Here is a 24,096-nt window from a genome sequence, read left to right on the forward strand (position 1 = left end):
GTTGGGACCGGAGACCTCAGACGAGCGCCTGATGCTCGCCTTCCAGGCGGGGGACGCTCGTGCGTTCGAGGCGTTGGTGCGAAGGCATCGGACACCGGTGTTCAACTTCATCCTGCGCTTCGTCGGGCAACGCGCGCGGGCGGAGGACGTGCTGCAGGAGACGTGGCTGAAGGTCGTACGCAGCGCCGGCGAGTATCAGGCGAAGGCCCGATTCACCACCTGGGTCTACACCATCGCGAGGAACCTCTGTGTGGACAGCGCGCGCAAAGAAAGCTACCGCCAGGCCGCGTCCCTGGAGTCGCCGGTGAATGGTGCGGACGGCGACGACGGCCGGGCGCTCGCGGACGCGCTGCCGGACGGTGGCGCCAGCCCCGAGCGCGGCGCGCACAACGCGCGGCTGCGGCCCCTGTTGGAGCGCGCCCTGGCGGCGCTGCCGGAAGAACAGCGCGAGGTGTTCATCCTGCGTGAGTACAGCGGCATCCCGTTCAAGGACATCGCCGACGTGACGGGCGTCTCGGAGAACACGGTGAAGAGCCGGATGCGCTACGCGCTGGACGGCCTGCGTCGCCGGTTGGCCGAGCTGGGCGTGGATGGCGACCTCGTCGAGGATGGAAGGACGGTGGTGGGATGAAGCCGCAGAACCTCCATGCTCATGAGGACCGGCTGCTCGACTTCGCCTACGGCGAGCTCTCCACGACGGAGGCCCAGGCGGTGGAGTCCCATCTGCAGGGCTGCGTGCGCTGCACCCAGGCCCTGGACGACATCCGTGGCGTGCGCGTCACCATGTCGCAGCTCTCCGAGGAGCCCGCGCCGGACGCGGGCCTGGAGTCGCTGCTGGCGTACGCGCAGCAGTCCGCGCGCCGGGCCGCGGCGGGCCCCGAGCCCAAGCCGTCCCGGTGGCGTCGCTGGTTCTTGCCCGTCGTGGGGCTCGCGTCGGTGGGCACGCTGGGCATCGTCTCGTTCATGGCCGTCTCGCCCGACTTGACCCGCCCCGACCTGAGGCAGGTGGAGACCCAGGCGATGAAGAAGGCGGAGCCCACCTCCGTGGACGCCCCGCCGCCGCCCACCGCGGGCATGGCCCCGGCTCCGGCCGCCGCCGCCGCCGCCGCGTACGCGGACTCGGCGCCGGTCGTCGACGGCGAGCTGGCGGAGGACCGGCTCATGCAGGAGACCCGGCCGCGCGACGAGTTCGGCGAGCGGAAGAACCAGGTGGCCCACCGCGCCGAGGACTGGGACCAGAACGGCAGCGGGGGTGGAATCGGCTCGGTGAGCCCTCGCGAGGCTTCCAGGTCCAAGTCGAAGGGCGCCCCTTCGTTGCCCACGGCCTCGCTCCCCGTCACATCGAAGCCCGCGCCGAAGGCCTTGGAGAAGCGCGCCCCCTTGCGCGACGAGTTGGAGGCGCCGCAGGGGAAGGTGGCGCGCCGGGAGCCGCTCCGGCTCGGGGGGGCGAGCACGGCGAAGAAGGAGTCCCGCGCGGACATGGACGACACGTCGTCAGCGGGCGTCGCTTGGGAAGAGGCCGAGGGCGCCCCGGCGATGGAGTCCGCCGCGGAGCCGCTTCCCCAGGCCATCGTCGCCCCGCCGCCGCCCGCGCCGCCCCAGGATGATTCCGCCATCGAACGTTCGCTCGCCTCCAGGGCGGCTCCAGCGCCGACGAAGCCGCGGGAGGAGGCCCCGGTGATGCGGCCCACGAGCCCCAAGGCCACCTCGGCGGCCCCCGAGGCCGCGAAGGAGGACAAGGCCCGGGGCCCCTCCGTCCGTGAGCTGTCCCTCAAGGCCGAAGCCGCGTTCCGGGAAGGGGACCGGGCCCGGGAGGCGGGTCTCTTGAACCTCGCCCTGAACGCCGGGGCCTCCGGGACGGAGCGCATGGGGCTGCTCAACCGGCTGTGCGATGCCGAGCTCGCCCTGGGACGCCGACGTGAGGGGTTGGCCGCGTGTCGTCAGGTGATCCAGGAATCTCCGGGTTCCAGCGCCGCGCAGGCGGCCCGGCGACGCCTGAGCCGCGAGGCCGACTCGGCCGAAACCCCGGCCGGGCCAGCCCAACCCGCGCCGTAAGCCCGCGCGATTTTTCAATAAATGGGAGGCCGAAACCGTCCGGCGGTGTCCATTTGACCGATGCGTCCCGGAGGCGCTGATCGAGATAATGGCGCCATGGGAATGGAACAGGAAGAGCGGCCGCGAAAGGCGTCGGGCCGTCAATCCGGGCAGGCGGCGGTCGAAGCGGCGATGATCATGCCGCTCGCGGTCTTCATGACGTTGGGCATCATCCAGCTGACGCTGATTCAGCACGCGAAGCTGATGACCGAGTACGCCGCCTACCAGGCCGCGCGCGCCGGCGTCGTGTGGAACGGCAACAACGAGCGCATGCATGACGCGGCCATCGTCGCGCTGCTGCCGACGTTGGGGCGCACCGACGACATCGGCAACCTGGCGAAGACCTTCGCCATCCATCAAATCTACGACTCCGCGATGCGCACGCTGAACTTCGGCGGCGGCGTGGTGCCTCGCACGGTGAACGGCTCGAACCTGTTCGGCCTCATCCGCGTGGACACCATCAACCCGGCGTACTTCACGCCCATCGACACCATCTGGAAGCTGCGCAGCGGCTACAACTGGCAGGAGCTGGACTTCGACGGCGCGGACAGCTTCCCGGAGGTCCCCTCGCTGGAGAGCAACATCCGCAAGTTCTTCAACCTGCCGGAGCCGGACAGCTCCGAGCTCGTCTACCGGAAGGCCACGCGGCTCACCATCCGCCTGCGCTACTTCTACGAGATGAAGGTCCCGTTCGCGAACTGGATCATCTTCACGTCCTGGTACGCGTCCAACGCCCAGGTGGCCCTGCGCGGCGCCATCGACCGCGCGACGCTCGCGCCCCGGGCCAACATGATGTCCGACGGCGGCAACCTCACGCCGCTGGCCGCGATGGCCAAGGGCATCGACCACGAGCAGGGCTACAACTCGCTGTACCCCGCCGAGATGTGGGTGCTCTGGGGGCTCGCCACCGGCAGCATCCCGTTCGTCTCCAGTCTCGTCGGCAAGCGCTACTTCATGCCGCTGACGGCCACCTACACCATGCGCATGCAGTCCAACTTCCACCGGAAGTGGATCATGCACCTCAACCCCGACTGGGGCCTGTAAGAGGACGCACGCACCATGTTCACTCGAATCCTCCGACAGAGCTTCCAGCGCCAGGAGGGCCAGGCCCTCATCCTGGCCGCCTTGATGGTGCTGGTGATGTCCATCGCCGTGCTGACCACGGTGAACATCGGCCACACCGTGCACGAGCGCGTGCGCCTGCAGAACACCGCGGACGCCGCCGCCTACTCGATGGCCGCCATGGAGGCGCGCGCGTTCAACTTCTACGCGTACGCCAACCGCACGCAGGTGTCGCACTACGTGTCGGCCATGATGTGGCACTCGCTCATCTCGGTCATCTACTCGGCCGAGGCGTTCTTCACGGACCTGTTCGGGTTCATGAAGACGCTCAACCCGTGCGCCGGCAAACGCAAGAAGCTGTGGATCGTCTTGTGTCCCATCATCGAAGTGATTCCGTACGTGGGACAGGTCATCAAGGCCGTGAACAAGATCATGACCTTGTACAAGACGGTCTTCCTGCAGCCGTTCCAGCGCATCCTCAAGGCCGCCAACCCCGACAAGTGGTTGGGCAAGTTCCTGATTCCAGCGCATCGGGTGCTCAACGGCGCCATGTATTTCATGTCCCAGGCGGTGATGATGTCCGCGTCGACACACGTGACGCAGACGACGCAGGGCGTGCTGGACGCGAACGACACCAAGCTCAACTCGCTGGCCAGCCAGCTGGCGACGGGCATCTACAGCCAGTGTCTCTTCAGCCAGGCGCACAACTCGCACGCGGGCGGCAAGCCCCTGAACCCGGGCACGTGGAAGAACCCGTTCGGCGCGCTGGACGTGACGAAGTACAAGGCCAACGACGACATCGCCCGCGCCAAGCGCTCCATGGGCGGCATCACCAACGCCACGCGCTACGCGTGTGACCACGAGGGTGGCATCTGCCCCGAGCGCTTCACCACCTCGCGCGAGCTGGGTGACATCCTCCCGCTGCCGGACGCGCTCGGCTTCCTGCGCGACATGCTCAACAACGGCGTGAACGCTCCGGGCCTGATGGAGTTCAAGAAGATGGGGCAGACGCGCATGCTGTCCGCGACGTTCCCCACCGCGAAGAGCATCATGGATTCGCGCAACTACATCCGCGACTGGAACGACAACCTGAGCCCGTGGGGCATGACGGCGCAGGGTGACAACATGGGCGCGGACGACCTGTACTGGCTCAAGCTGGGCCCCGCCGAGGTCGACGTGGGCGTGGGCAAGGCGGACAACCCGCTGTCCTGCAACAACAAGGACCCGTACACGCGCTGCTTCGGTGACAACCGCAAGGGCCTCAACGACAAGGGCGGCATCAAGCTGCCGTACCGTCACACCATGAAGCCCAGCGTGTGGGCGCTCAACGACAAGGACACCGGCAGCGTCAAGGGCGGCGTCCACTGGCGCATCCACTACCCCCAGAACAGCGAGGGGTGGCGCAACCACCGCGCGCCCCGCGGCGCCGAGCGCGAGGTGGGCATCCACCGCGAGAAGGTCTGCGTCCTCCAGCTCGTCGTCTGCTGGTTCAAGGTGGACGTGTACACGGCCAACGTGCGTCCGGCCCAGGACGGCAACCACCCCTGGGGTGGCGTGACGCCGTTCATGCACTTCGAGCCCGGTCAGTACTCGGGAAGCACCTGCAACCCGATGGCGAACGCGGCGAACAACGCCATCGCCGAGCGCAAGTTCGACTTCAACCAGCCGTCGGCCTGGGTGGCGCTGAACAAGTCGCCCGAGGACGTGGTGAACAAGGAGAACGCGGACGGCACGGGCTCCAACGCGCCCGCGCTCCTCAACGACGACGGCAAGGTGAAGTTCTCCTTCACCGCGGACTCGGAGGGGCTGGAGATGCTCAACAACCGCAAGAAGTTCCTCAGCCTCACCGAGGGCCTCAACGTCATCTCGCGCGGTCAGAGCTACTACCACCGCCCGGGCAACTGGACCGAGCAGCCCAACTTCTTCAACCCGTACTGGCGTCCGCGCCTGGCGTCGGTGTACCAGGGGCGCAACCAGCTCCCGGTCGTCGGCAGCATGCTGGACGCGCTGCCCGGCGCGCTCCAGGGCTTCGCCCCGAAGGTCATGACGCACTGAGGACCGCGATGAGAGCCCCCATGTCCCGCAAGAGTTTCCGGCGCGGTGCCGCCACGGTCGAGTTCGCGCTCTCCGTGCCGCTCCTCGTCATGATTCTGATGTTCAGCATGTACCTGACGGAGTTGGTCCGGGCGAAGCTGAAGCTCCAGGAGATGGCGCGCTACGCCGTCTGGGAGATGACCAGCTACTCCCTCTCCGACTTCGCCAAGGGCAACCACGACAACGCCTTCGAGGACGCACGTCAGGAGGCGCACACCGAGCTGGTCGAGCGCTACAAGGACATGGACTCGGTGGAGCCCAACGGCACGGTGGGCACGTTCATCGCTCGCTACGGCAACGTGCAGGGCACCATCACCAACAAGGAGATTCCCTTCCTCGAGTCCGGGATGCTGGGCGGTCCCGGCAGCACGGGGGAGGGTGGCGGGCTGGGCGCCGGGGTGATTGGCATGCTCAACTCGGGCGCCGGCTCCATCCTCAACATGTGGGGCTTCAACAACAAGGGATGGGTCGAGTCCGAAGTCACGATGAACTTCGACAACGTCATCATCCCGCGCAGCTACCTGGACGAGTCGGGGCAGGGCGGCTTCTTCAAGTCGGACACCTTCGGCGGGCAGGACCTGGCGAGCATCCCCATGCGCTCGCGCTACTCGATGTATGCCAACGGCTGGAACATGCCGGACGGCGGCGACGCGGTGGTGCGAGACAGGCGAGCGGGCAACCACCGCTCGGGCAGCGACCCGCACGGCATGCACGTGCAGGTGGGGCGGATGAAGTTCCTGGGCCTGACGCAGGCGCTGGATGGCAGCGTTGGCAGCGTGCTCAGCTTCCTGGGGAGCTTCCTGCCGAACTTCTTCGGCACCTATGTCGTCGCCCGCAACTACGGTATCGATCCCCAGCAGAAGGGGAACTGCAACGGCCTGACGGGGTACGACAGCTCGGCGAGCAGCGGTCTGCACGCGATGCGCGACCTGCTGGACAACGACCGGCCGGACTGCTTCGACACGGCGCCGTTCCGCGATGAGATGACGTACGGGGACAGCAACTACATCAAGCTGTTCATGGCCCGCGGTCCGCACTTCATGGGCTGCAAGAAGGCCATGGCCGACGACCCGTCGGACCCGGACGCCAACCAAGAGGCGACGAAGAAGGATGAGCAGGACAACAAGATTCGCTGCGAGTAGGGCCGCGGCCCTCGGGCTGGTGCTCGGCTGTGCGTTGGGGGCCTTCGGGCCGGCGCGCGCGGCCGAGCAGCAGGTGCCCGTGTATCCGGGCACCGTCCACACCCGCATCGGCAACGACCTGGTCATCGGCGGGGAGTACTACCGCCTGGCCTACTTCACCACGACCGACCCCATGAAGAAGGTGGTGGCCTACTTCGCGCAGAAGTGGCGCGACGAGGGCTACCCCACCGTGGTGGAGGGCGACATGGAGGAGGAGGCCGTCGTCTCCGCGCTCTTCACGCGCGAGGGCCTGCAGCGCGGGGTGGTGCTGCGCATGCACGCGGGCAAGACGGTGGGCTTCACGGCGCTGCGCGATTTGTGGTCGCGTCCGCCGAAGACGCCGCCGCAGGGCCTGGTCAAGCTGGAGGGCACGCTCTACAGCCAGGACCTGGCGACGCGCGACGACCCGGGTGGCTCGCAGAACCGCACGTCCCTGGTGACCGGGGACCTCAACGACGTGCAGCGCCGCGTGGACGCGGAGCTGGAGCGCCAGGGGTTCTCGCCGGTGCGCAGCACGGTGACGAAGCTGGGCGGTGGCACGCAGGTGACGATGGAGCACGCGCGCAAGGGCGAGCAGGTGATGACGACCATCTCCGAGGTGGACGAGGGCATGTCGACCGTCCTCCAGACCTGGGTGGGCTCGGACCGTCCGGACGCGGTGCCCAACGACGACGCGGTCCGCAAGAGCCGCGAGGCCTACGAGCAGGAGCAGAAGGCCAAGACGAAGGGGACGGGCAAATGAGGGCGACGTGGGCCGTCCTGGCGGTGGTGTTGATGGCGGCGTCGGCGCGCGCGGAGGAGAGCCCCGCGGCGCGCGAGGTGATGAACCACCTGACGCGCGGCGCGCGCAACACGCGCGTGGGGGATTGGGTGACGTACCGCTTCGACGGCGGCGCGGGCGGCCAGCGCATCTACTACTGGCGCATGGCGGTGGTGGGGGAGGAGAAGGACAAGCAGGGCCGGGACGCGGTGTGGGTGGAGATGGAGGCGGGCACGCACCCGGCCATGAAGTCGCCCCTGATGCAGATGCGCATGCTGGTGGCGCGCGAGGGCGAGCAGATCCAGTACGACGCCATCTCCCGGCTCTATGTGGGCGGCCCCACGGACCGCCCGCAGGAGTACTCGCAGGAGGCCCTGGACCACGTCATGAAGAAGATGGGGCAGGAGGCCAAGGACGACAAGCTGCCGCACCCGGACGAGGACAAGGAGCCGCTGCCCGCGGGGCTCAAGCCCGTGCTACGCTCCAGCAAGGAGATGCGGGTGATGACGCTGGCGGGGACGGTGTCGGCCGTGCAGATCGAACTGGTCGTGAAGAAGACCGTCGTCAAGCGGATGTGGATTTCCCGCGAGATTCCGTTGATGCAACTGGCGAAGATGGAGATTCCAGGCATCGCCCATTCGATGGAGGTGGCGGAGTACGGTATCGACGCCAAGCCGCGAATGGTGCTGCCGCCTCCGTCCGCCCCCAAGGTCCGCCTGGAGTACGCGGACCGTGTGTTCCCCAACCTGCCCGACATGGACGCGCCGCAGGACGCGGCCCCGGAGGAAGCCTCCCCATGAGCATCCCCAAGACGCAGCGCCGGCGCGCCTCCCAGCGCGGCCAGGCCATGGTCGAATACTCCATCCTCAACTGGGTCCTCGTCGTCGCGCTCATCATCGGCGGGTCGGTCAAGGTCCGGTGGACGGATGACGTGCAGTCGAACGTCATCGACCTGTTCATGCGCTCGTACCAGATCTACTACGACTCGTTTTACTTCGTGCTGAACCTGCCGTTCCCGTGACGGACCGGAGCACGGTGGGGGCGCCGTCCCCCTTGGGACTGAGGCTGGTGCACGCCGCCGCCTTCCTCGCGATGGCGGGGGGCGTGCTGTACGTCTCCGTCCCCGAATGGCGGCACGTCGTCGGCGTCCTCGGACACGCGTTCCATGTCGGCCCGCTGCCGCGCTGGACGCTGCTCGGGGGCTCCGTGGTGGCGGTGCTCGCGGTGCTGCGGCTGGTCTGGGCGCTGGTGCGCGGGCACTCCGCGCCGCTCTGGGCGTCGGGCGCGGTGCTGGTGGCCGTGGTGGGCGCGGTGGCGGCGGGCGACGGGCGGCCCCTGCGCGAGGCTCGCGCCGAGGAGACCGCCAACCTGTCCATCCTCCGCGTGGGGCGCCGGGTCCATCTGACGATGGTGCAGGAGCTCCAGGCGCACGGAGAGGTCCCCACGGAGCGTGGGGACTGGAGCGCGGCCCTCGAGGTGGCGGGGCCCGTGAACGACCGCGTGCGCACGCGCGAGCTGAGCGCCGTGCCCATGCGGCTGGAGTGGCTGGAGTCGGATGACGACCGTCCCGCCACGCTCGTGCCGGGCGCGCTGTGGGTCCACGTCACGCCGGACGGAGTGGGCTTCAGCGTGCGCATGGTCGGCCTGCGGGAGGGCGAGCCCGCGATGCTGCTGGATGAGCGGGGGCGGGAATTGATTCTGCGCGGCCTCTACAATCCGGACCTTCCGCCCATGCAGCAGCCCTCGGCGTCGCCCCTCGAATCGCCGCATCCTTCGCACACTGCTGGACACTGACGCGTTCCTTGCGCGTCGGTGTTGCCGAGGACCCGGGACTCGGCGAGTCTCGGGATACCTCATGACGCAGTGGCTCGTGGCCGGAGGAGTCGCCTGCGCACAACGACGAGGACAAGGAGCGCGACATGGCGCATGCGGCCTGGAAGTGGATGGTCGTCGCGGTGGGGGTCGGGGCAGGGGTGCTGGCGTGCAGTGATGACGACGACGGGGGCGATGGTGGCGGCAGGGATGGCGGCTTCACCTTCGACGCGGGCGTGAACCTGGTGCGGCCCGGCTTCGGCGAGGACCCGGGCCGGCCGGTGGGCAAGCCGTTCGTCTTCCCTCCGGGCGTGGAGCTCGCGGGGGTGCCGTATGGCGCCAGCGACGCCACGAAGGACTGCGGCAACGGCGTGGCGCCCATTGGAACGGGGCCCGCGGTGCTGGTCTGCGTGCCGCTGCGCAACACCACGGGTAGCCCCGTCGAGCTGACGTTCGAGCCGGGACTGGTGGTGCTCAACACGGCGCCCAGTCGCATCCAGAACGGCATGCTCATCGGCCGTGAGCCCATCACGGTTCCCCCCACGGGCATGGGCCCCGGCGGCGTCGACGCGGGCACGGATGGCGGCAGCGAGGAAGAGGTCTTCCTGGTCCCGCTCCACATGTACTGCCTCAACGAGGCGCGTGGCCCCTCCGAGGAGGGGGGCACCTTCGAGCTGGGCCCCGTGTCCACGGACCCCGACATCGTGAGGCTGCTGCAGCTGCTGGAGAACAAGGTCATCGCCAACGAGGATGACGCCGACGTGGTCCAGGATGCGATCTACAGCATCACCGAATACAACGGGTTGACCGCCGAGGACCTCGACGCCATCAACGGCCTCAGGAACCGCTGACGCAACCCAGCGATTCGACAGGGTTGGCGCGGGATTCTGTGCTGTCGCGGGAGGTGGTTTTGACACCTGCTGTATCGCACGGCTAACATCCCGCGCCGTCGGCGCCGATGTGCGCCTTTCTGGAATTCAACACCCCTCGAACGCCTTCGCCGCCGAACGGCGCCCCCCCGTTTTGGAGGTTCCTGAACCATGCTGAAGGGCAAGACTCCGCTCGTCGTCGCGCTCGTGCTCGGCCTTCTGGCCGGCGTCATCGCGTACTCCGCCATCAAGAAGAAGGAGGCGGATGTCCGCCGCGGTTGGAACCTGGTCCCCGTCGTCGTGGCGGCTCAGGATGTCCCCGAGGGTACGGTCATCACCTTCGAGATGATCTCCCAGCGCTCGGTCCCCGAGCAGTTCGTCACCTCGTCGGTGGTCCGCCCGGACTCGGCGTCGTACGTGGTGAACCAGAAGGTGCTGGTGGCCCTGCAGGCGGGTGATCCGCTGCTGTGGAGCCAGTTCGAGACGACCAAGGCCGCCGAGCGGCTGTCCTCGAAGGTCCAGAAGAAGATGCGCGCGATGACCATCGAGGCGAAGAACACCACCTCCGTCGGTGGCTGGATCCGCCCGAACGACCACGTGGACATCATCGGCACGTTCCGCGACCCGCAGACGGACGAGAACGTCGGCGTGACGCTGCTGCAGAACATCATCGTGGTGGCCACCGGCAAGATCACCGGCACCACCAACGTGAACCTCATCCCGGAAGGCCAGCGCGACTACAACAACGTGTCGCTGATGGTGCTGCCGGAAGAGGCGGAGATCCTCGTGCTGGCGGCGGAGCTCGGCGCGCTGACGCTGTCCCTGCGCAACGAGGACGACGTGGACCTCATCGAGGAGCGCGGCCGCGCGACCATCAGCACGCTCCTGTCGGGTGAGCGCACCCGCGTGCTGGAGGCCAAGCGCCGGGAGATCATCCAGATCATCAAGGGCAGTGGCGACAAGGCCGCGGCCGCGGGCGCCCAGTAGTCGGCGCCACGGCGCCCTCGTCCTCAGGGAAGCACGCCCATGCTCGCAGGAATCGTCCTCCTCCTCGTCACCGGCTCGGTCTTCTTCTTCAGCCTGGTGATCTTCAGCGTCCTCTCGAAGGCGTACGAGCAGTACCAGGAGCGCTACGTCGCCAAGTCGATGAACGACTTGAGCGACATGTTCCTGTTCATCGACGCGCGGCAGATGTTGGTCCTCAACATCGCCAGCATGTGCTTGCTGGGCATCCTCACCTACATCATCTTCAACCCCATCCTGGCGGTCATCGCCACGGTCTTCGGCTTCTTCCTGCCGATGATCATGGTCAAGCACTACCGCAAGCGGCGCATCAAGAAGTTCAACGTCCAGCTGGTGGACGCGCTGCAGGCGATGGCGAACGCGTTCAAGGCCGGCCTCACCTTCCCGCAGGCCATCGAGCACGTGGCGCGCGAGGCGATGCCTCCGCTGTCGCAGGAGTTCGGCCTGTTCGTGAAGGAAGTGAAGCTGGGCGTGCCGCTGGAAGAGGCGCTCATCAACATGGGCCGCCGGGTGGGCAGCGACGACCTGGAGCTGGTGGTGGTGTCCACCAACATCGCGCGCCAGCTGGGCGGCAACATGGCGGAGATGTTCGAGACCATCTCCACGGTGATTCGCGAGCGCTTCCGCCTGGAAGGCAAGATCGACGCGCTCACCTCGCAGGGCAAGCTGCAGGGGTGGATCGTCGCCGCCATGCCGGGCGTGCTCGGCATGGTGCTCAACTACATGCGGCCGGACCTGATGGAGCCCATGATGAACCACTACTTCGGGTGGATCCTCGTGGTGCTGATCGCCATCATGGAAGTGATGGGCATCCTCATCATCCGGCGCATCGTCAACATCGACATTTGAGGGGTGCCCGGTGGATATCCTGACGCAAGTGTTGGTCGGAAGCTCGGCGCTGCTCTTCGCAGGCGCGGTGGGCTTCCTCGGAATCGGTCTGTACCAGGTGCTCCTGGAGCGCTTCCTGTCGGAGGTGCGCGACGAGTCCCAGGGCGGCATGAAGGGCTTCGGCTCGGTGGCCATCCGCCGGCTGGGCGCCATGAACCGCCGGTTCATCTGGCCCAGCTACGAGGCGAAGTCGCGCCGCAACCTCATCAAGGCCGGTGAGCCCCAGGGCTACAAGCCCGAGGACATGATGGCGCTGCAGGAAGTCAGCGCCGTCGTCGGCCTGTTGATGGGCCTGTTCATGCTCAACGGCCTGGGCCAGAACCTGGTCTGGTCGCTGCTGTTCCTGCTGTTCGGCATGTACTACCCGCTCCTGTGGCTGAACGACCAGGTGAAGAAGCGCCACCTGCTCATCAGCCGCGCGCTGCCCTACAACCTGGACCTGCTGACGCTGTCCGTGGAGGCCGGTCTGGACTTCACCGCGGCGCTGGCGAAGGTGGTGGAGAAGGGCAAGGCGGGCCCGCTGCGCGAGGAGCTGCAGCTGGTGCTCAAGCAGCTGAAGATGGGCAAGACGCGTGAAGAGGCCCTCAAGAGCATGATTGTGCGCGTGGACCTGCCGTCGCTGACGACGTTCGTCACGGCGCTCATCCAGGCGGACAAGATGGGTACGAGCCTGGGCAAGGTGCTGCGCATCCAGTCCACGCAGATGCGCATCGACCGCACGCAGCGCGCGGAGAAGCTGGCCGGCGAGGCGCCGGTGAAGATGCTCTTCCCGCTCATCGCCTGCATCTTCCCGACCGTGTTCATGGTCCTCTTCGGACCCATCGTGTTCCAGTTCTTCTTCGGTGAGCTCGCGTAGGGGGAAGTCCTCTGCCGATTCTCCTCTCCATCACGAAGGGGCTCCAGGAAGGACGCGAGCTCGTCTTCGAGCAGGCCGAGGTCAAGATCGGCCGCACCTCGGAGAACGACGTGGTGTTGCATGACCACGGCGTCTCCCGGCAGCACGCTCGCATCGTCCTGCGTGACGGGCAGTACTACGCCGAGGACAACGGCAGCTCCAACGGCACGGCGCTCAACGGCAACCTGCTGAAGGGCGAGCAGCTGCTGCGCGACGGGGACCGCATCGGCGTGGGGCCGGTGGAGTTCACGTTCCTGTGGGTGCCGCCGGATGGGGACGTGGACGCCACGCGGCCCATCCGCCGCGCGCCCCCGCAGCCCTCGGTGGTGCTGGAGCAGCCGGACCAGGAGTACCTGCCCACCGGGGAGCTCCCCGCCGTCGCTCCCGTGGCGCCGTCCGCGTCGAACCCGCCCAGCGGCAAGCGCCCGCTCGTGGCCCCCGCGGCGCCGCTCCCCATCCTGCCGTCGCTCGCGTCCCTGTCCGAGCCGGCGCCGACCGCCACGAAGCGTCCGTCCGTGCCGCCGGTGCCCCCGGTGTTGGTGCCCCCTCCCGCGCCACCGCAGGAGGACCGCACCGAGCTGAACCTGGCGCCGGTGGTGATGGTGCCGGTCCTCACCTCGCGGCCCCTGCCGCCCCCCGTGCTCCCACGCGAGGAGCACACCGAGGTCCTCCCTCCCGCTGGCGCCGGTCTCGCCGCGGCCATGGCCCCGGAGCTCCCCATGGAGGAGCGGACCGAGGTGCAGCTCACCCTCTCGCCCGCCCTGCTGGGCGTGCCCCTGGCGCCGCCGGTGGAGGAGCGCACCGACGTGCTCCTGGCCTCGGTGCCATCGCCCATCGCCACCGCCATGCCTCCGGGGTTGCTGGAGGAGTCCATCCCGGAGGAGCGCACGGAGCTGGCGCTGCCCACGCTCGCGGCGGTGGGGCTCCTGGAGGGCCCCGCGGACGAGGACTCCACCCGGCCCATCGTCCGGCCCGCGAAGCCCGTCGCCGCGCTCGCCCCTGGCGTGGAGGACGCGCCGACGCTCGCGCCCCCTCCCGTCGTCGCCAGGAGCGCGCCCGCTCCCGGGGCCACCGCCGCGGACCGTGCGCGCGAGCGACGGGAGCTGTCGCGGAGCCGGGGAGGGCAGCTGGTGCTCGGGTGGCGCGGGCTGTCCCTGCCCCGCAAGCTGCTGACAGGCGCGGTGCTGCTCCTGGTGCTGGGGGGCGTGTCGGTGGGGCTCGCCGCCGTGTTCCTTCCCGGAGGGGTGGGCCTGGGCGGCGCTCGCGTGGAGCCCTCGAGCCTGGGCCTGGAGGCCGTGACGGACTCGTTCGGGCTGGGGGAGGGTGTGCGCTGGGAGCACCCGGACCAGAAGTCCTTCGAGTTCCAGTTCGTCGCGCCCACCCGCGCGGTGGCCCTGCTGCACTACCAGGCCAGCGGCGTGTCCAAGGAGGAGGTCGCCCTGGTGCTCAACGGGGTGAACCTGGGCTGGGTGCCACCGGATACCACCACCACCGCCGAGCGGGAGCTGGAGCACATCCTCCCCGCCAGCGCCCTCAAGCGCGGCGTCGTCAACACCTTCGCCTTCGATAACGTCCGCAATCCCCCGGGCAACGAGACGTGGCGGGTGTGGAACCTGCGGCTGGAAATCATCCCCGTGCCGGAATTGCCGCCCGAGCAGCTTTTGGAGCAGGCGCGCGAATATGCCTCCACGGGCCGGCGTTTCTTCGACTCGAAGGGGGTGGGGGCGGAGAACCTGTTCCGGGCCTGGCAGCAGTTCCGCTTCGCCTGGATTACCCTGGAGGCCCTGGACACGCGGCCGGAGCTGTACGAGGACGTCCGGTATCAGCTGTCCCAGGTCTCCTCCGAGCTGGACCACCAATGTGCCCAGCTCATGCTCGAATTCCAACGCAGTGTGCAGTTCCGCAGCGCGAAGAAGGCCCGGGCGGCTTTGCAGGAAGTCAGCAGGCGCTTCCCTACGACAGAGCATCGCTGCCACAATCTGGCCAAGGAAAAGGCGTTCGAGCACGAGCTGTAGCTCTCGTGCTCTTTTCAGGAAGTCGGTGATTGGTCATGTCGAACGGTTCCCCTCCTGCTCGTCGCAGGCCTCCTTCCGGGACGCCCTCGGGCGGGACCGGAGCTCGCCCCGCCACCCGCAGGTCGTCTCCGGCCGCTGCTCGGCCCGCGCCCGTGGCGGCGTCGCCCCGGCTCGTCTGCATCGCGGGACCCAAGGCGGGTGAGGAGTTCTCCCTGGAGGACGGCGAGTACGTCATCGGCCGCGCCACGGACAACCCCATCTGCATCCCGGACACCTCCGTGTCGCGCAAGCACGTCATGGTGCGCAAGGCGGGCGGTGGCTGGACGGTGAGTGATCTGGGGTCCGGCAACGGCACGCTCGTCAACGGCGAGGCCATTGGCGACGAGACGCCCCTGGCCACCGGGGACATCATCACCCTGGGCGACACGGAGCTGCGCTTCGAGGACGTCGCCAACTCCACCATGATGGTGGCCGCGCCGCCGTCGCGCAGCCGTCCCTCGAGCGCCGCGGCGGGCCGAGGCGGAGTCCCCCCGCGTCCGCCTCCGCGCGTGGAGGGTGGCCGGGTGCGCAGCGCGCGCTCGTCGGCCATGGCGCCTCCGGACCCGGAGGTCCTGGCGAAGAAGAAGAAGATGATGCTCATCGGCGGCGGCGTGGTGGTGCTGCTGCTCGGTGGCCTCGTGGTCGCGCGCGTGCAGGTGGCGAAGCAGAACGAGCAGCTGCTCCTGGAGAAGGGCCAGCAGGAGGCCGTCCGCAAGGAGCTGAGCACCGTCTTCCAGGACGCGAAGAACCTGGTGCGCGAGGGCAAGTGGGTGGAGGCCAAGGCCAAGCTCGAGGAGCTGGCCGCCGCGGCGCCCGACTACCCCGGCGTGAAGGACTACCTCGACCACGCCCAGCGCGAGATTCCCATCCAGGAGCGGCTGACGGAGGCGCGCGCCGCCATCATCAAGAACGAGCTGGGCAACGCCGCCGCCGCGCTCGCGAAGGCCGGCGAGAGCCAGTTCCTCTACGAGCAGGTGAACGCCACCAAGCGCGAGCTGAAGGACCTGGCCGACAAGCGCTCCGTGGAGGCGCGCAAGGCGCTGGACACCAACCAGCTGGACCAGGCCAAGTTCATCACCGACGACGTGCTCAAGGCGTACCCGGACCACCGCGACGCCAAGCTCATCAACGAGCAGGCGGTGCAGGCCATCGCCGTGCGTGACGCGCCCAGGCCCGTCATCGTCGGACCCGCGCCCAAGCCGTGGGAGCCCGCGGTGCAGCGCTTCGTCGACGGCGACATGTCCGGCGCGGTGGCCATCCTCAACGCCTGCATGTCGAAGGCACCGCAGTGCAAGAAGCTGCTCGGGCAGATGTCGGAGTTCAGCAACCTGTACAAGCGGCTGGAGGACCTGGACGCCAAGGGCCTGACGAAGCTGATGGCGCTGGACAAGGACATCACCGACGGGCGCACGAGCAAGATGGCGCGCAACGCGGGCACCCGCGCGGCGACCATCTTCTACAAGAGCGCCACGGGCGCGAAGGCCGCCGGCCAGTGGGCGCGCGCCATGGAGTACGCGCGCCGCGCGCTGCAGGCGGACCCGGGCCACGCGGGCGCGTCCAACATCATCAGCGAGCTGAAGGCGAAGGCGAAGGAGCTGTACTTCCTGGCCTACGCGATGAAGGACGGCAACCCCGAGGACGCGCTGCCGAAGTTCAAGGACGTGGTGGCGATGACGCCCCCGGACGACGAGTACCACGACAAGGCGAAGACCTGGGTCGAGAAGCTCTCGCGATGAAGAAGCGCAAGGGCGCGGGCGGCGAGCTTCCGCCGTCCGCCGCGTCGGGATTCCAGGGGGACTTGTTCGGGACGCTGACGCCAGTGGAGCCCACTGGCGCCGCCGTACCCAAGGTAGGGGCGCTGCCGCGCAAGGCGCCGCCGCCTCCTCCTGTGGACGCGGATGGCACCGGGCTGTTGGGGCCGCTGGAGGGCGCTCCCTCGGCGCCTCCGAAGCCCGAGCGCTCGGTGCTCTCCGTGGGGGAGCTCACGCGGCAGCTCAAGCAGACGATTGAGTCCCGCTTCGCGCGCGTCATCGTGCGCGGTGAGGTGACGGGCTTTCGCGGGGCGAACGCGCGGGGCCACTGGTACTTCTCGCTGAAGGACACCGTCGCCTCCATCGACGCGAAGGTCTGGGCGTCGATGGCGGGGAGGATGCGCTTCGCGCTGCGCGACGGCATGGAGGTGCTGGCCGAGGGCAGCGTCGACCTGTACGAGCCGCAGGGCCGCTACAGCCTCATCGTCACGCGGCTGGAGCCGGTGGGCGAGGGCGCGCTGGCGCTGGCCTTCGAGCAGCTCAAGGCGCGGCTCGCGGCGGAGGGCCTCATCGGCGACCGCCGCGTGCGGGCGCCCCGGCCGTTGCCCTTCCTTCCCCGGCGCATCGGCGTGGTGACGAGCCGCACGGGCGCCGCGCTCCAGGACTTCCTGCGCGTGCTCCACTCGCGCAACCCCCGGCTGAGCGTGCTGCTCGCGGACGCGCGCGTGCAGGGCGAGGGCTCCGCGGCCGAGGTGGCGCGGGCGATTGCTCGGCTCTCCCGCTCCGACGTGGACGTCATCGTGGTGACGCGCGGCGGAGGTTCGGTGGAGGACCTCTGGACGTTCAACGAGGAGGAGGTGGCGCGCGCCATCTTCGCCTCGCCCGTGCCGGTGGTGTCCGCCATCGGTCACGAAATCGACTTCACCATCGCCGACTTCGTGGCGGACTGGCGCGCGGCCACGCCCAGCGCGGCGGCGGAGCGGCTGGCGCCGGTGCTGGCGGACCTGGAGCTGTCGCTCGCGACGCAGGCCGGGCGGCTGCGGCGGGCCACGGAGCGCCGGGTGCTGGAGCTGCGCGAGCGTCAGGGACAGCTCGCCTCGCGCCTGGAGGACCCGCGGCGGGCCCTCAACCACCAGCGGCTGCACCTGTCCGAGCAGGTGGAGGCGATGATGCGGGTGCTGCGGCCCGCGGTGCGCGAGCGGCGGGACTTGCTGCGCGCGCTGACGGAGCGGCTGCAGCGCGCGCGCCCGCAGGCCCGGCTGGGCGAGCAGCGCGCGCACCTGTTGAAGCTGGCCATGCGGCTGGCGGAGGCGGCGCGCGCGGGCGTGGCGACGCGGCAGGCCTCGCTGTCCGCGGCGCGGCTGGGGCTGGAGCGGGCCTCGCCGGTGGCGCTCGTGGCGAAGGAGCGCGCCCGTCTGGCCGCGCACCAGGCACGGCTGCGAGCGCTGCAGCAGGGGACGCTGGCGGACGCGCAGCGGCGTTTCCAGCGTCTGGAGGGACGACTGGACGCGATGAGCCCGTTGAAGGTGATGTCGCGCGGCTATTCGGTGGTGTTCCGTCAGCGCGACGGGGGTGTGGTGCGCTCCGTCGCGGATGTCGAGGTGGGAGAGAAGCTGGGCATCAAGCTCGCGGCGAATGGGGCGAGGACACTCGGCGGGTGTGAAGAAGTCGAAGCCACCGTGACATCGGTAAAAGGGCCGGTGGACTGCTAACGGGCCACCCTCTAGAGTCCCGCGCCCCGAACGGGGAGGTGGAAGGCTGTGGCGAAGGCGGACAAGGCGTCCAAGGCGGACAAGGCAGGTGAGGCCGAGGTTCCCGGTCAGTACGGGGACGTCGTGAGCCGTCTCGAGGAGACGGTGGGCCGGCTGGAGAGCGGCAACCTGTCGCTGGAGGATTCGCTCAAGGCGTTCGAGGAGGGCATCCGGCTGGTACGTCGGGGTGAGAAGCTGCTCACCGAGGCGGAGCAGCGAATCGAGCAGCTCCTCCAGGACGAGGACGGCAACGACGTGGTGGCTCCGCTGTCGGTCGCGGCCCGACCTCCGGCGCAGGCGGCGGCCCCCCGGGCGCCCGCACCGCGACCTCCACCCGAGGATGACGTCCCGTTCTAGGTCGTGCGGGACGCGCGCTCGGGCATGTCGAAGCCGAAGATCACCATCGTCGACGATGACCGCGACACGCGGGAGCTGCTCGCGGCGGCCCTGGAGGACGAGGGCTTCGAGGTGACGCTGGCGGCCAACGGGCTGCGGCTCATCGCGTCGCTGCAGCTGCACCGGCCGCAGGCCATCCTCCTGGACGTGAACATGTCCTGGATCGACGGCTTCGAGCTGTGCAAGGCGGTGAAGAAGAACGAGCACTTCCGGGACATCCCCATCATCTTCATCAGCGGGCGTGGGGACTCGGAGGACAAGAAGCGCGGTCGCGAGGTCGGCGCCGCGGACTATTTCGTCAAGCCGCTGGATACGGACAAACTCGTCCGACGCATCCGTGAGCTGGTGACCCCGGCCGCGCCCTAGCGCTCATCCAGCAGAGGAGTACCGATTCATGGCTCAGTTCGACCTGGATGCCTTCCTGCGGACCCAGCAGGCGCGGGTGGAGTCGCTGTTGCTCGAGCGCGCGGACCGGCTCGCCTCCTCGGGGGCTCCCCCCCGGTTGGTGGAGTCCATGCGCTACTCGCTGCTCGCGGGCGGCAAGCGGCTGCGGCCCGTGCTCTGCCTCACCTTCGCGGACACCGTGGCGCAAGCCTCGCTCGTGTCTGCGCTGGCGGCGGACGCGGCGTGCTCGCTGGAGTTCGTGCACACGTACTCGCTGGTGCATGACGACCTGCCGGCCATGGACGACGACGACTTCCGTCGCGGCCGGCCGACGAACCACAAGGTCTACGGCGAGGCGATGGCCATCCTCGCGGGCGACAGCCTGCTGACGGATGCCTTCGGACTGCTCGCCGACGGGCCGGAGCCCGTGCGGGGCGCGCTGTGCCGCGAGCTGGCGGTGGCGTCGGGCGCCGCGGGCATGGTGGGCGGCCAGGTGCTGGACACCGCCGAGGACCGACCCGCGAACCTGGACTACCTGGTGCGCATGCACCGGCTCAAGACGGGCGCGCTCATCCGCGCGGCGTGCCGCATGGGCGTGCTCGCGGGTGGAGGCGACGCGGAGGCGCTCGTGCGCGCGCAGATGTACGGCGACGCGGTGGGCCTGGCGTTCCAGATCGCCGACGACGTGCTGGACGTGACGTCGACGCGGGAGCAACTGGGCAAGCCCGTGGGCGCGGACGCCGATGCGGGACGCTTCACCTTCCCGGCCGTGGTGGGCCTGGAGGAGTCGCGCCGTCTGGCCGACGAGCAGGTGCGGCTGGCGGTGGAGGCAGTGCGTCCGCTCGAGGGTGAGGATGGCCCCCTGGCGGCGCTCGCGCGGTATGTGGTGGAGCGGAAGTTTTGACGGCGGAGGTCCTGAGCCGCATCGCCTCGCCGACGGACCTGCGGGCGCTTCCCGAAGCGGAGCTGCCCCAGCTGTGCACGGAGCTCCGGGAGGAGATCATCTCCATCTGCGGCCGCGTGGGCGGCCACCTGGGCGCCTCGCTGGGCGCGGTGGAGCTCATCGTCGCGCTGCACCGGGTCTTCCACTCGCCCACGGACGCGATCCTCTTCGACGTGGGGCACCAGACGTACGCGCACAAGCTGCTCACGGGCCGGCGCGAGCAGATGCACACGCTGCGGCAGGCCGGCGGCGTGGCGCCCTTCCTGGACCCGCGCGAGAGCCCGCATGACGCGCTGCTCGCGGGACACTCCTGCACCGCGGTGTCGGCGGCGCTGGGGGTGCTCGAGGGGCGGAGGATGCTGGGGCACCGGGGCCATGTGGTGGCGGTGCTCGGGGATGGCGGGCTCACCGGCGGCTTGACGTTCGAGGGGCTCAACAACGCGGGAGGCAGCCACCTGCCGCTCGTGGTGGTGCTCAACGACAACCAGATGTCCATCAGCGCGAACGTGGGCGCCGTTCCCTCGCTCTTGCGCACGCGCGGCGCGCGGGACTTCTTCCAGGGACTGGGCTTCACGTACCTGGGCCCCGTGGATGGGCACGACCTGAGTGCGCTGACCCACGCGCTGCGCGAGGCGCGCGCGTCCATGCGCCCCGTGGTGGTGCACGCGCTGACGCTCAAGGGGAAGGGATTTCCTCCGGCCGAGGCGGATGCCCAGACGCGTGGGCACGCGATGGGGCCCTACGAGTGGCGCGACGGCAAGCTGGTGCGCTCGCGCGGAGGGCATCGCACGTACAGCGAGGCCTTGGCCTCGGCGCTGGAGGACGCGATGGCGCGTGACTCCCGCGTCGTCGCCGTGACGCCCGCGATGCTGGAAGGCTCGGCGCTCAACGCGCTCAAGGCCCGCTTCCCGGACCGCGTGCACGACGTGGGCATCGCCGAGCAGCACGCGGTGACGTTCTGCGCGGGGCTCGCCGCCGCAGGCGCGCGTCCCGTGTGCTGCATCTACTCCACGTTCCTCCAGCGCGCGTACGACCAGATCATCCACGATGTGTGTCTGCCGGGCCTGTCCGTCGTCTTCGCGGTGGACCGCGCGGGGCTCGTCGGCGCCGATGGGGCCACGCACCAGGGCACCTACGACGTGTCCTCACTGCGCCCGCTGCCCGGGCTCCGGCTGTGGTCCCCCGTGGTGGGCGAGGACTTCGCGCCCATGCTGCGGACCGCGCTCGCCTCGCCGCTGCCCTCCGTGCTCCGCTTCCCTCGCGGCACGCTGCCTGCGCTGCCTCCCGAGGTGCACGTGGGCGAGGCGCCGGTCCAGGGCGCCCGGTGGCTCGTGCGCGCGAAGCAGCCGGAGCTGACGCTGGTGACGCTGGGGCCGTTGGCGCTCCCCGCGCTCGAGGCGGCGCGACACGAGCCGCGATGGAACGTGCTCGACGCGCGGGAGCTGTCGCCGCTGGACGAGGACGCGCTCCTGGAGGCCGCGCGTCAGGGGCCGCTGGTGGTGGCGGAGGAGGGCACGGTGCGCGGTGGGCTGGGGAGCGCGGTGTTGGAGCTGCTCGCCGAGAAGGGCGTGTCCCAGCGCGTGCGGCTCGTGGGCATGCCGGACGTATTCGTCCCCCATGGCGATGCGCGGGTGCAGCGCGCGGAGCTGGGGCTGGACGCGGAGGGCTTGCGACGCGCGGGCCGGGCGCTCCTGGAGGGCACATGACGATGAAGCCTCGCAAGGAGCGGGTGGACGTGCTGGTGGTGGAGCGGGGGCTGGCGGAGTCGCGTACCAAGGCCCAGGCGCTCATCCTCGCGGGCCAGGTCGTCGTGGATGACCAGCGCGTGGACAAGCCCGGCTCCCTCATCCCCGTGGAGGCGGAGCTGCGCCTCAAGGGTGAGGTGCTCCCGTACGTCTCGCGCGGTGGGCTCAAGCTCAAGGGCGCCATCGACCACTTCGGCCTGGATGTTCGCGGCAAGGTGGGCGCGGACATCGGCGCGAGCACGGGCGGCTTCACCGACTGCCTGCTCCAGCATGGCGCGGTGCGGGTGCACGCCATCGACGTGGGCTATGGCCAGCTCCACGAGAAGCTCCGCAAGGACCCGCGCGTGCGCTCCCGTGAGCGCGTCAACGCGCGCTACCTGACGGAGGAGGACCTGCCGGAGAAGGTCGGCGTCGTCGTCATCGACGTGAGCTTCATCTCGCTCACCCAGGTGCTTCCCTCGGTGCTGCCCTTCCTGGAGCCGGGCGGTGTCCTGGCCGCGCTGGTGAAGCCCCAGTTCGAGGTGGGCCCGGACCGCGTCGGCAAGGGAGGCGTGGTGCGGGACGCCGCCGCGCGGCAGGACGCCATCGACACCGTGACGGCCTTCGTGCGCGAGCAGGGGCTGACCGTGCGCGGCGTCATGGATTCGCCGGTGCCAGGGCCGGCGGGCAACGTGGAGGCGCTGCTCGTCGCCGAGCGGCCCTGACGCGGCACGGAGGGAAGGGCGGCGGAGGGCTCGCCCTTCCCGGTGGCCTTCGGCTACGGCCGGGCGCTGCGGTACTGCGACGACGTCTGCAACTCGAGCAGCTTCTGGTTGGTGCGCATCCAGAGCCGGCCGCTGTCGTCGAAGGCCGCGCCCATGGACACGGAGACCTGGTAGCGGAAGAGCTCACGGCCCTCGGCCGAGCTCCCCAGCGTCTGGTCCACACCCACCAGCTCCACGGGAAGCGTGGCCGTCGAACCCTGGGCCGCGGGGGCGTTCAGGAAGAACAGGTCCGAGGTCGGGTTCGCCGGCAGCAGGTACTTCACGTGGAGCGCGCCGTTGGCGTCCACCGAGCGCAGCTCCCGGTTGCGGATGGTGCCGGTGTTCGAGTCCAGGAGCCATACGCGCTGCGTGGTCGCCGCGGCCACCCGGCTGCCGTTGGCGTAGGTGGCAATCTGCTGCACCTTTCCGGTGAGCACACCCGTGGCCCACTTCGACGCGTTGCCCTCGCAGCCCGGCAGGTTCGCGACACAGGCGAGGACCTGCGACTTGTCCTCGGGCAGCGCGAAGCCCAGGTAGAGGATGCTGCCGTCGCTGCTGAACTGCCCCACCGGGCGCGGCGTGGCGGTGTTGGACGTGAAGAGCTGCCGGATGATGTGCGTGGCCTGCAGCGTCCCGCCGGCCGAGTCCGTGCCTCCGTCCAGCTCCTCGACGATGATGTCCGCGCGGTTCTCGCTGTACTCGATGTGGCTGGCGAAGAGCACGCGGCCATCCCCGCGGATCAGCAACTGGCCGACAGGAGTACCCACGGAGATCTCCCGCTGGTACTCCCAGCGCGTGACGCCGATCTTCAGGCCGTCCTGGGTGTCGTGGGTGATGCGGTAGATGAGGCCCTGGACGGAGCGGATCAACGCGTCGCCGTTGGGGAAGACGACCAGGTCGTTGACCTCCAGGTCCACCGGCGTGCGCGCCGTCATCTTGAAGTCGCGGTCGATGGCGAACGCGCCGTACCCGGGCGTGTAGACCCAGCGCTTGCCGCTCTGCGCGTTGCGGGGCGTGATGACGGTGGACGCGTTGCAGAGCGTCGGGGCCTGCAGCGTCCCGGCGGCGCCACCCGAGGCGTTGTGCCGGTACATGGTCTCGATGCCGCCCGTGGTCGTCTTGGCGCAGCTCAGGAACGTCGCCGTGGAGCCCGAGCCGTCGATGGCCAGCGGCATGGCGTAGACCTGCAGGCCCTGCGGATCGTCGTTGGCGCGGGAGACCGGGAAGAACGTGGCCGGCTGGGGCAGTGACGTGTTCTTGCGGCCGTCGTCGCACACCACCTCGGCGGTGAGCGACAGGCTCGCGGCGAGCCCCACCAGCGGGTTGGCGTACGGGATGTCCGACGCCAGCAGCTCGAAGTTGGTGGTGCCACCGCCCGACGGGAACGCCTTGAGGAAGGTGGTCCGGTCGTAGAGGTTGAGCGTGTTGACCTTCTCGCAGCCGGCGATGGTCGCGATGAGCTTGAGGCTGGTGCCCGCGACGTTCCCCTGGGGAACCGTCAGGGCCACCTGCGGCGGATCCGGCGTGGGCGGTGGCGGGTCGTCGCCACAGGCGATGGCCAGACTGGAGACGAGTACGAGGGCGGTGCGCCATGCACGCCGAGTCACGGGAGGGTGGAGCATGGCACCGCACTCTACCTCGCTCGCACCAT

The 24,096-nt window shown here is 69.5% G+C and carries 22 protein-coding genes; 21 read left to right on the plus strand and 1 reads right to left on the minus strand.

From position 1 onward, the window contains the following. Nucleotide 1 precedes the first annotated feature (1 nt). The 21 genes from FL311_RS10250 to FL311_RS10350 all read left to right on the plus strand — a co-directional run bounded on the left by FL311_RS10250 (nucleotide 2) and on the right by FL311_RS10350 (nucleotide 22,406). A complete protein-coding gene (locus FL311_RS10250; RefSeq protein ID WP_141324753.1) occupies nucleotides 2-631 on the plus strand; it encodes an RNA polymerase sigma factor in 630 nt (209 codons plus the stop codon). Then, nucleotides 628-2,055, plus strand: a complete 1,428-nt coding sequence (locus tag FL311_RS10255) for a zf-HC2 domain-containing protein (RefSeq protein ID WP_141324754.1) — start codon at nucleotides 628-630, stop codon at nucleotides 2,053-2,055. Before FL311_RS10250 ends, FL311_RS10255 begins: the two co-directional genes overlap by 4 nt. A 96-nt stretch (nucleotides 2,056-2,151) precedes the next feature. Then, nucleotides 2,152-3,138, plus strand: coding sequence for a TadE/TadG family type IV pilus assembly protein (locus tag FL311_RS10260; RefSeq protein WP_141324755.1), 987 nt, complete (start codon nucleotides 2,152-2,154; stop codon nucleotides 3,136-3,138). Between the two features lie 15 nt (nucleotides 3,139-3,153). After that, on the plus strand, nucleotides 3,154-5,211 hold the full coding sequence (locus FL311_RS10265) for a TadE/TadG family type IV pilus assembly protein (RefSeq protein ID WP_141324756.1): 2,058 nt from the start codon (nucleotides 3,154-3,156) through the stop codon (nucleotides 5,209-5,211). A 20-nt stretch (nucleotides 5,212-5,231) separates the two neighbouring features. Then, nucleotides 5,232-6,392, plus strand: a complete 1,161-nt coding sequence (locus FL311_RS10270; RefSeq protein ID WP_228556792.1) for a TadE/TadG family type IV pilus assembly protein — start codon at nucleotides 5,232-5,234, stop codon at nucleotides 6,390-6,392. 34 nt (nucleotides 6,393-6,426) lie between these two features. After that, nucleotides 6,427-7,173 (plus strand): hypothetical protein, encoded by a 747-nt coding sequence (locus tag FL311_RS10275; RefSeq protein ID WP_228556793.1) that lies wholly within the window; start codon nucleotides 6,427-6,429, stop codon nucleotides 7,171-7,173. Then, on the plus strand, nucleotides 7,170-7,991 hold the full coding sequence (locus FL311_RS10280; RefSeq protein WP_141324758.1) for a hypothetical protein: 822 nt from the start codon (nucleotides 7,170-7,172) through the stop codon (nucleotides 7,989-7,991). The genes FL311_RS10275 and FL311_RS10280 overlap by 4 nt, the downstream gene beginning before the upstream one ends. After that, nucleotides 7,988-8,212: a hypothetical protein gene (locus FL311_RS10285; protein WP_046714745.1), complete on the plus strand. Its 225-nt coding sequence runs from the start codon at nucleotides 7,988-7,990 to the stop codon at nucleotides 8,210-8,212. The genes FL311_RS10280 and FL311_RS10285 overlap by 4 nt, the downstream gene beginning before the upstream one ends. 32 nt (nucleotides 8,213-8,244) lie before the next feature. Then, complete coding sequence (locus FL311_RS10290; RefSeq protein WP_228556794.1) at nucleotides 8,245-8,985, plus strand: hypothetical protein; 741 nt, start codon at nucleotides 8,245-8,247, stop codon at nucleotides 8,983-8,985. 125 nt (nucleotides 8,986-9,110) lie between these two features. Next, nucleotides 9,111-9,854, plus strand: coding sequence for a hypothetical protein (locus FL311_RS10295; RefSeq protein ID WP_141324760.1), 744 nt, complete (start codon nucleotides 9,111-9,113; stop codon nucleotides 9,852-9,854). A 189-nt stretch (nucleotides 9,855-10,043) separates the two neighbouring features. Further along, entirely contained in the window at nucleotides 10,044-10,859 is an 816-nt protein-coding gene (cpaB, locus tag FL311_RS10300) for a Flp pilus assembly protein CpaB (protein ID WP_046714742.1), read from the plus strand. Nucleotides 10,860-10,898: 39 nt separating this feature from the next. Then, nucleotides 10,899-11,744, plus strand: a complete 846-nt coding sequence (locus FL311_RS10305) for a type II secretion system F family protein (RefSeq protein ID WP_141324761.1) — start codon at nucleotides 10,899-10,901, stop codon at nucleotides 11,742-11,744. Between the two features lie 28 nt (nucleotides 11,745-11,772). Beyond that, nucleotides 11,773-12,639 carry a type II secretion system F family protein gene (locus tag FL311_RS10310; RefSeq protein WP_223751674.1) on the plus strand — a complete coding sequence of 289 codons (867 nt, stop codon included), beginning with the start codon at nucleotides 11,773-11,775 and terminating at the stop codon, nucleotides 12,637-12,639. 86 nt (nucleotides 12,640-12,725) lie between these two features. Then, nucleotides 12,726-14,693 (plus strand): FHA domain-containing protein, encoded by a 1,968-nt coding sequence (locus tag FL311_RS44990; RefSeq protein ID WP_255510328.1) that lies wholly within the window; start codon nucleotides 12,726-12,728, stop codon nucleotides 14,691-14,693. 35 nt (nucleotides 14,694-14,728) lie between these two features. Next, nucleotides 14,729-16,468: an FHA domain-containing protein gene (locus FL311_RS10320; protein WP_141324763.1), complete on the plus strand. Its 1,740-nt coding sequence runs from the start codon at nucleotides 14,729-14,731 to the stop codon at nucleotides 16,466-16,468. Then, nucleotides 16,465-18,195, plus strand: coding sequence for an exodeoxyribonuclease VII large subunit (gene xseA, locus FL311_RS10325; RefSeq protein WP_141324764.1), 1,731 nt, complete (start codon nucleotides 16,465-16,467; stop codon nucleotides 18,193-18,195). Before FL311_RS10320 ends, xseA begins: the two co-directional genes overlap by 4 nt. A gap of 48 nt (nucleotides 18,196-18,243) precedes the next feature. Then, on the plus strand, nucleotides 18,244-18,591 hold the full coding sequence (gene xseB, locus FL311_RS10330; protein WP_046714739.1) for an exodeoxyribonuclease VII small subunit: 348 nt from the start codon (nucleotides 18,244-18,246) through the stop codon (nucleotides 18,589-18,591). A 24-nt stretch (nucleotides 18,592-18,615) separates the two neighbouring features. After that, nucleotides 18,616-18,996: a PleD family two-component system response regulator gene (locus tag FL311_RS10335; RefSeq protein WP_141324765.1), complete on the plus strand. Its 381-nt coding sequence runs from the start codon at nucleotides 18,616-18,618 to the stop codon at nucleotides 18,994-18,996. 28 nt (nucleotides 18,997-19,024) lie between these two features. Then, on the plus strand, nucleotides 19,025-19,918 hold the full coding sequence (locus tag FL311_RS10340; protein WP_141324766.1) for a polyprenyl synthetase family protein: 894 nt from the start codon (nucleotides 19,025-19,027) through the stop codon (nucleotides 19,916-19,918). Continuing rightward, complete coding sequence (locus FL311_RS10345) at nucleotides 19,915-21,663, plus strand: 1-deoxy-D-xylulose-5-phosphate synthase (RefSeq protein ID WP_141324767.1); 1,749 nt, start codon at nucleotides 19,915-19,917, stop codon at nucleotides 21,661-21,663. Before FL311_RS10340 ends, FL311_RS10345 begins: the two co-directional genes overlap by 4 nt. Nucleotides 21,664-21,665: 2 nt before the next feature. Beyond that, nucleotides 21,666-22,406, plus strand: a complete 741-nt coding sequence (locus FL311_RS10350; RefSeq protein WP_141324772.1) for a TlyA family RNA methyltransferase — start codon at nucleotides 21,666-21,668, stop codon at nucleotides 22,404-22,406. 53 nt (nucleotides 22,407-22,459) lie between these two features. Here the strand turns inward: FL311_RS10350 and FL311_RS10355 are convergent, their stop codons facing one another. Then, a complete protein-coding gene (locus FL311_RS10355; RefSeq protein ID WP_141324768.1) occupies nucleotides 22,460-24,067 on the minus strand; it encodes a hypothetical protein in 1,608 nt (535 codons plus the stop codon). Nucleotides 24,068-24,096 lie beyond the last annotated feature (29 nt).

The sequence above is a fragment of the Myxococcus sp. AB025B genome (genome assembly GCF_006518215.1).
Taxonomy (GTDB): Bacteria; Myxococcota; Myxococcia; order Myxococcales; family Myxococcaceae; genus Myxococcus; species Myxococcus fulvus.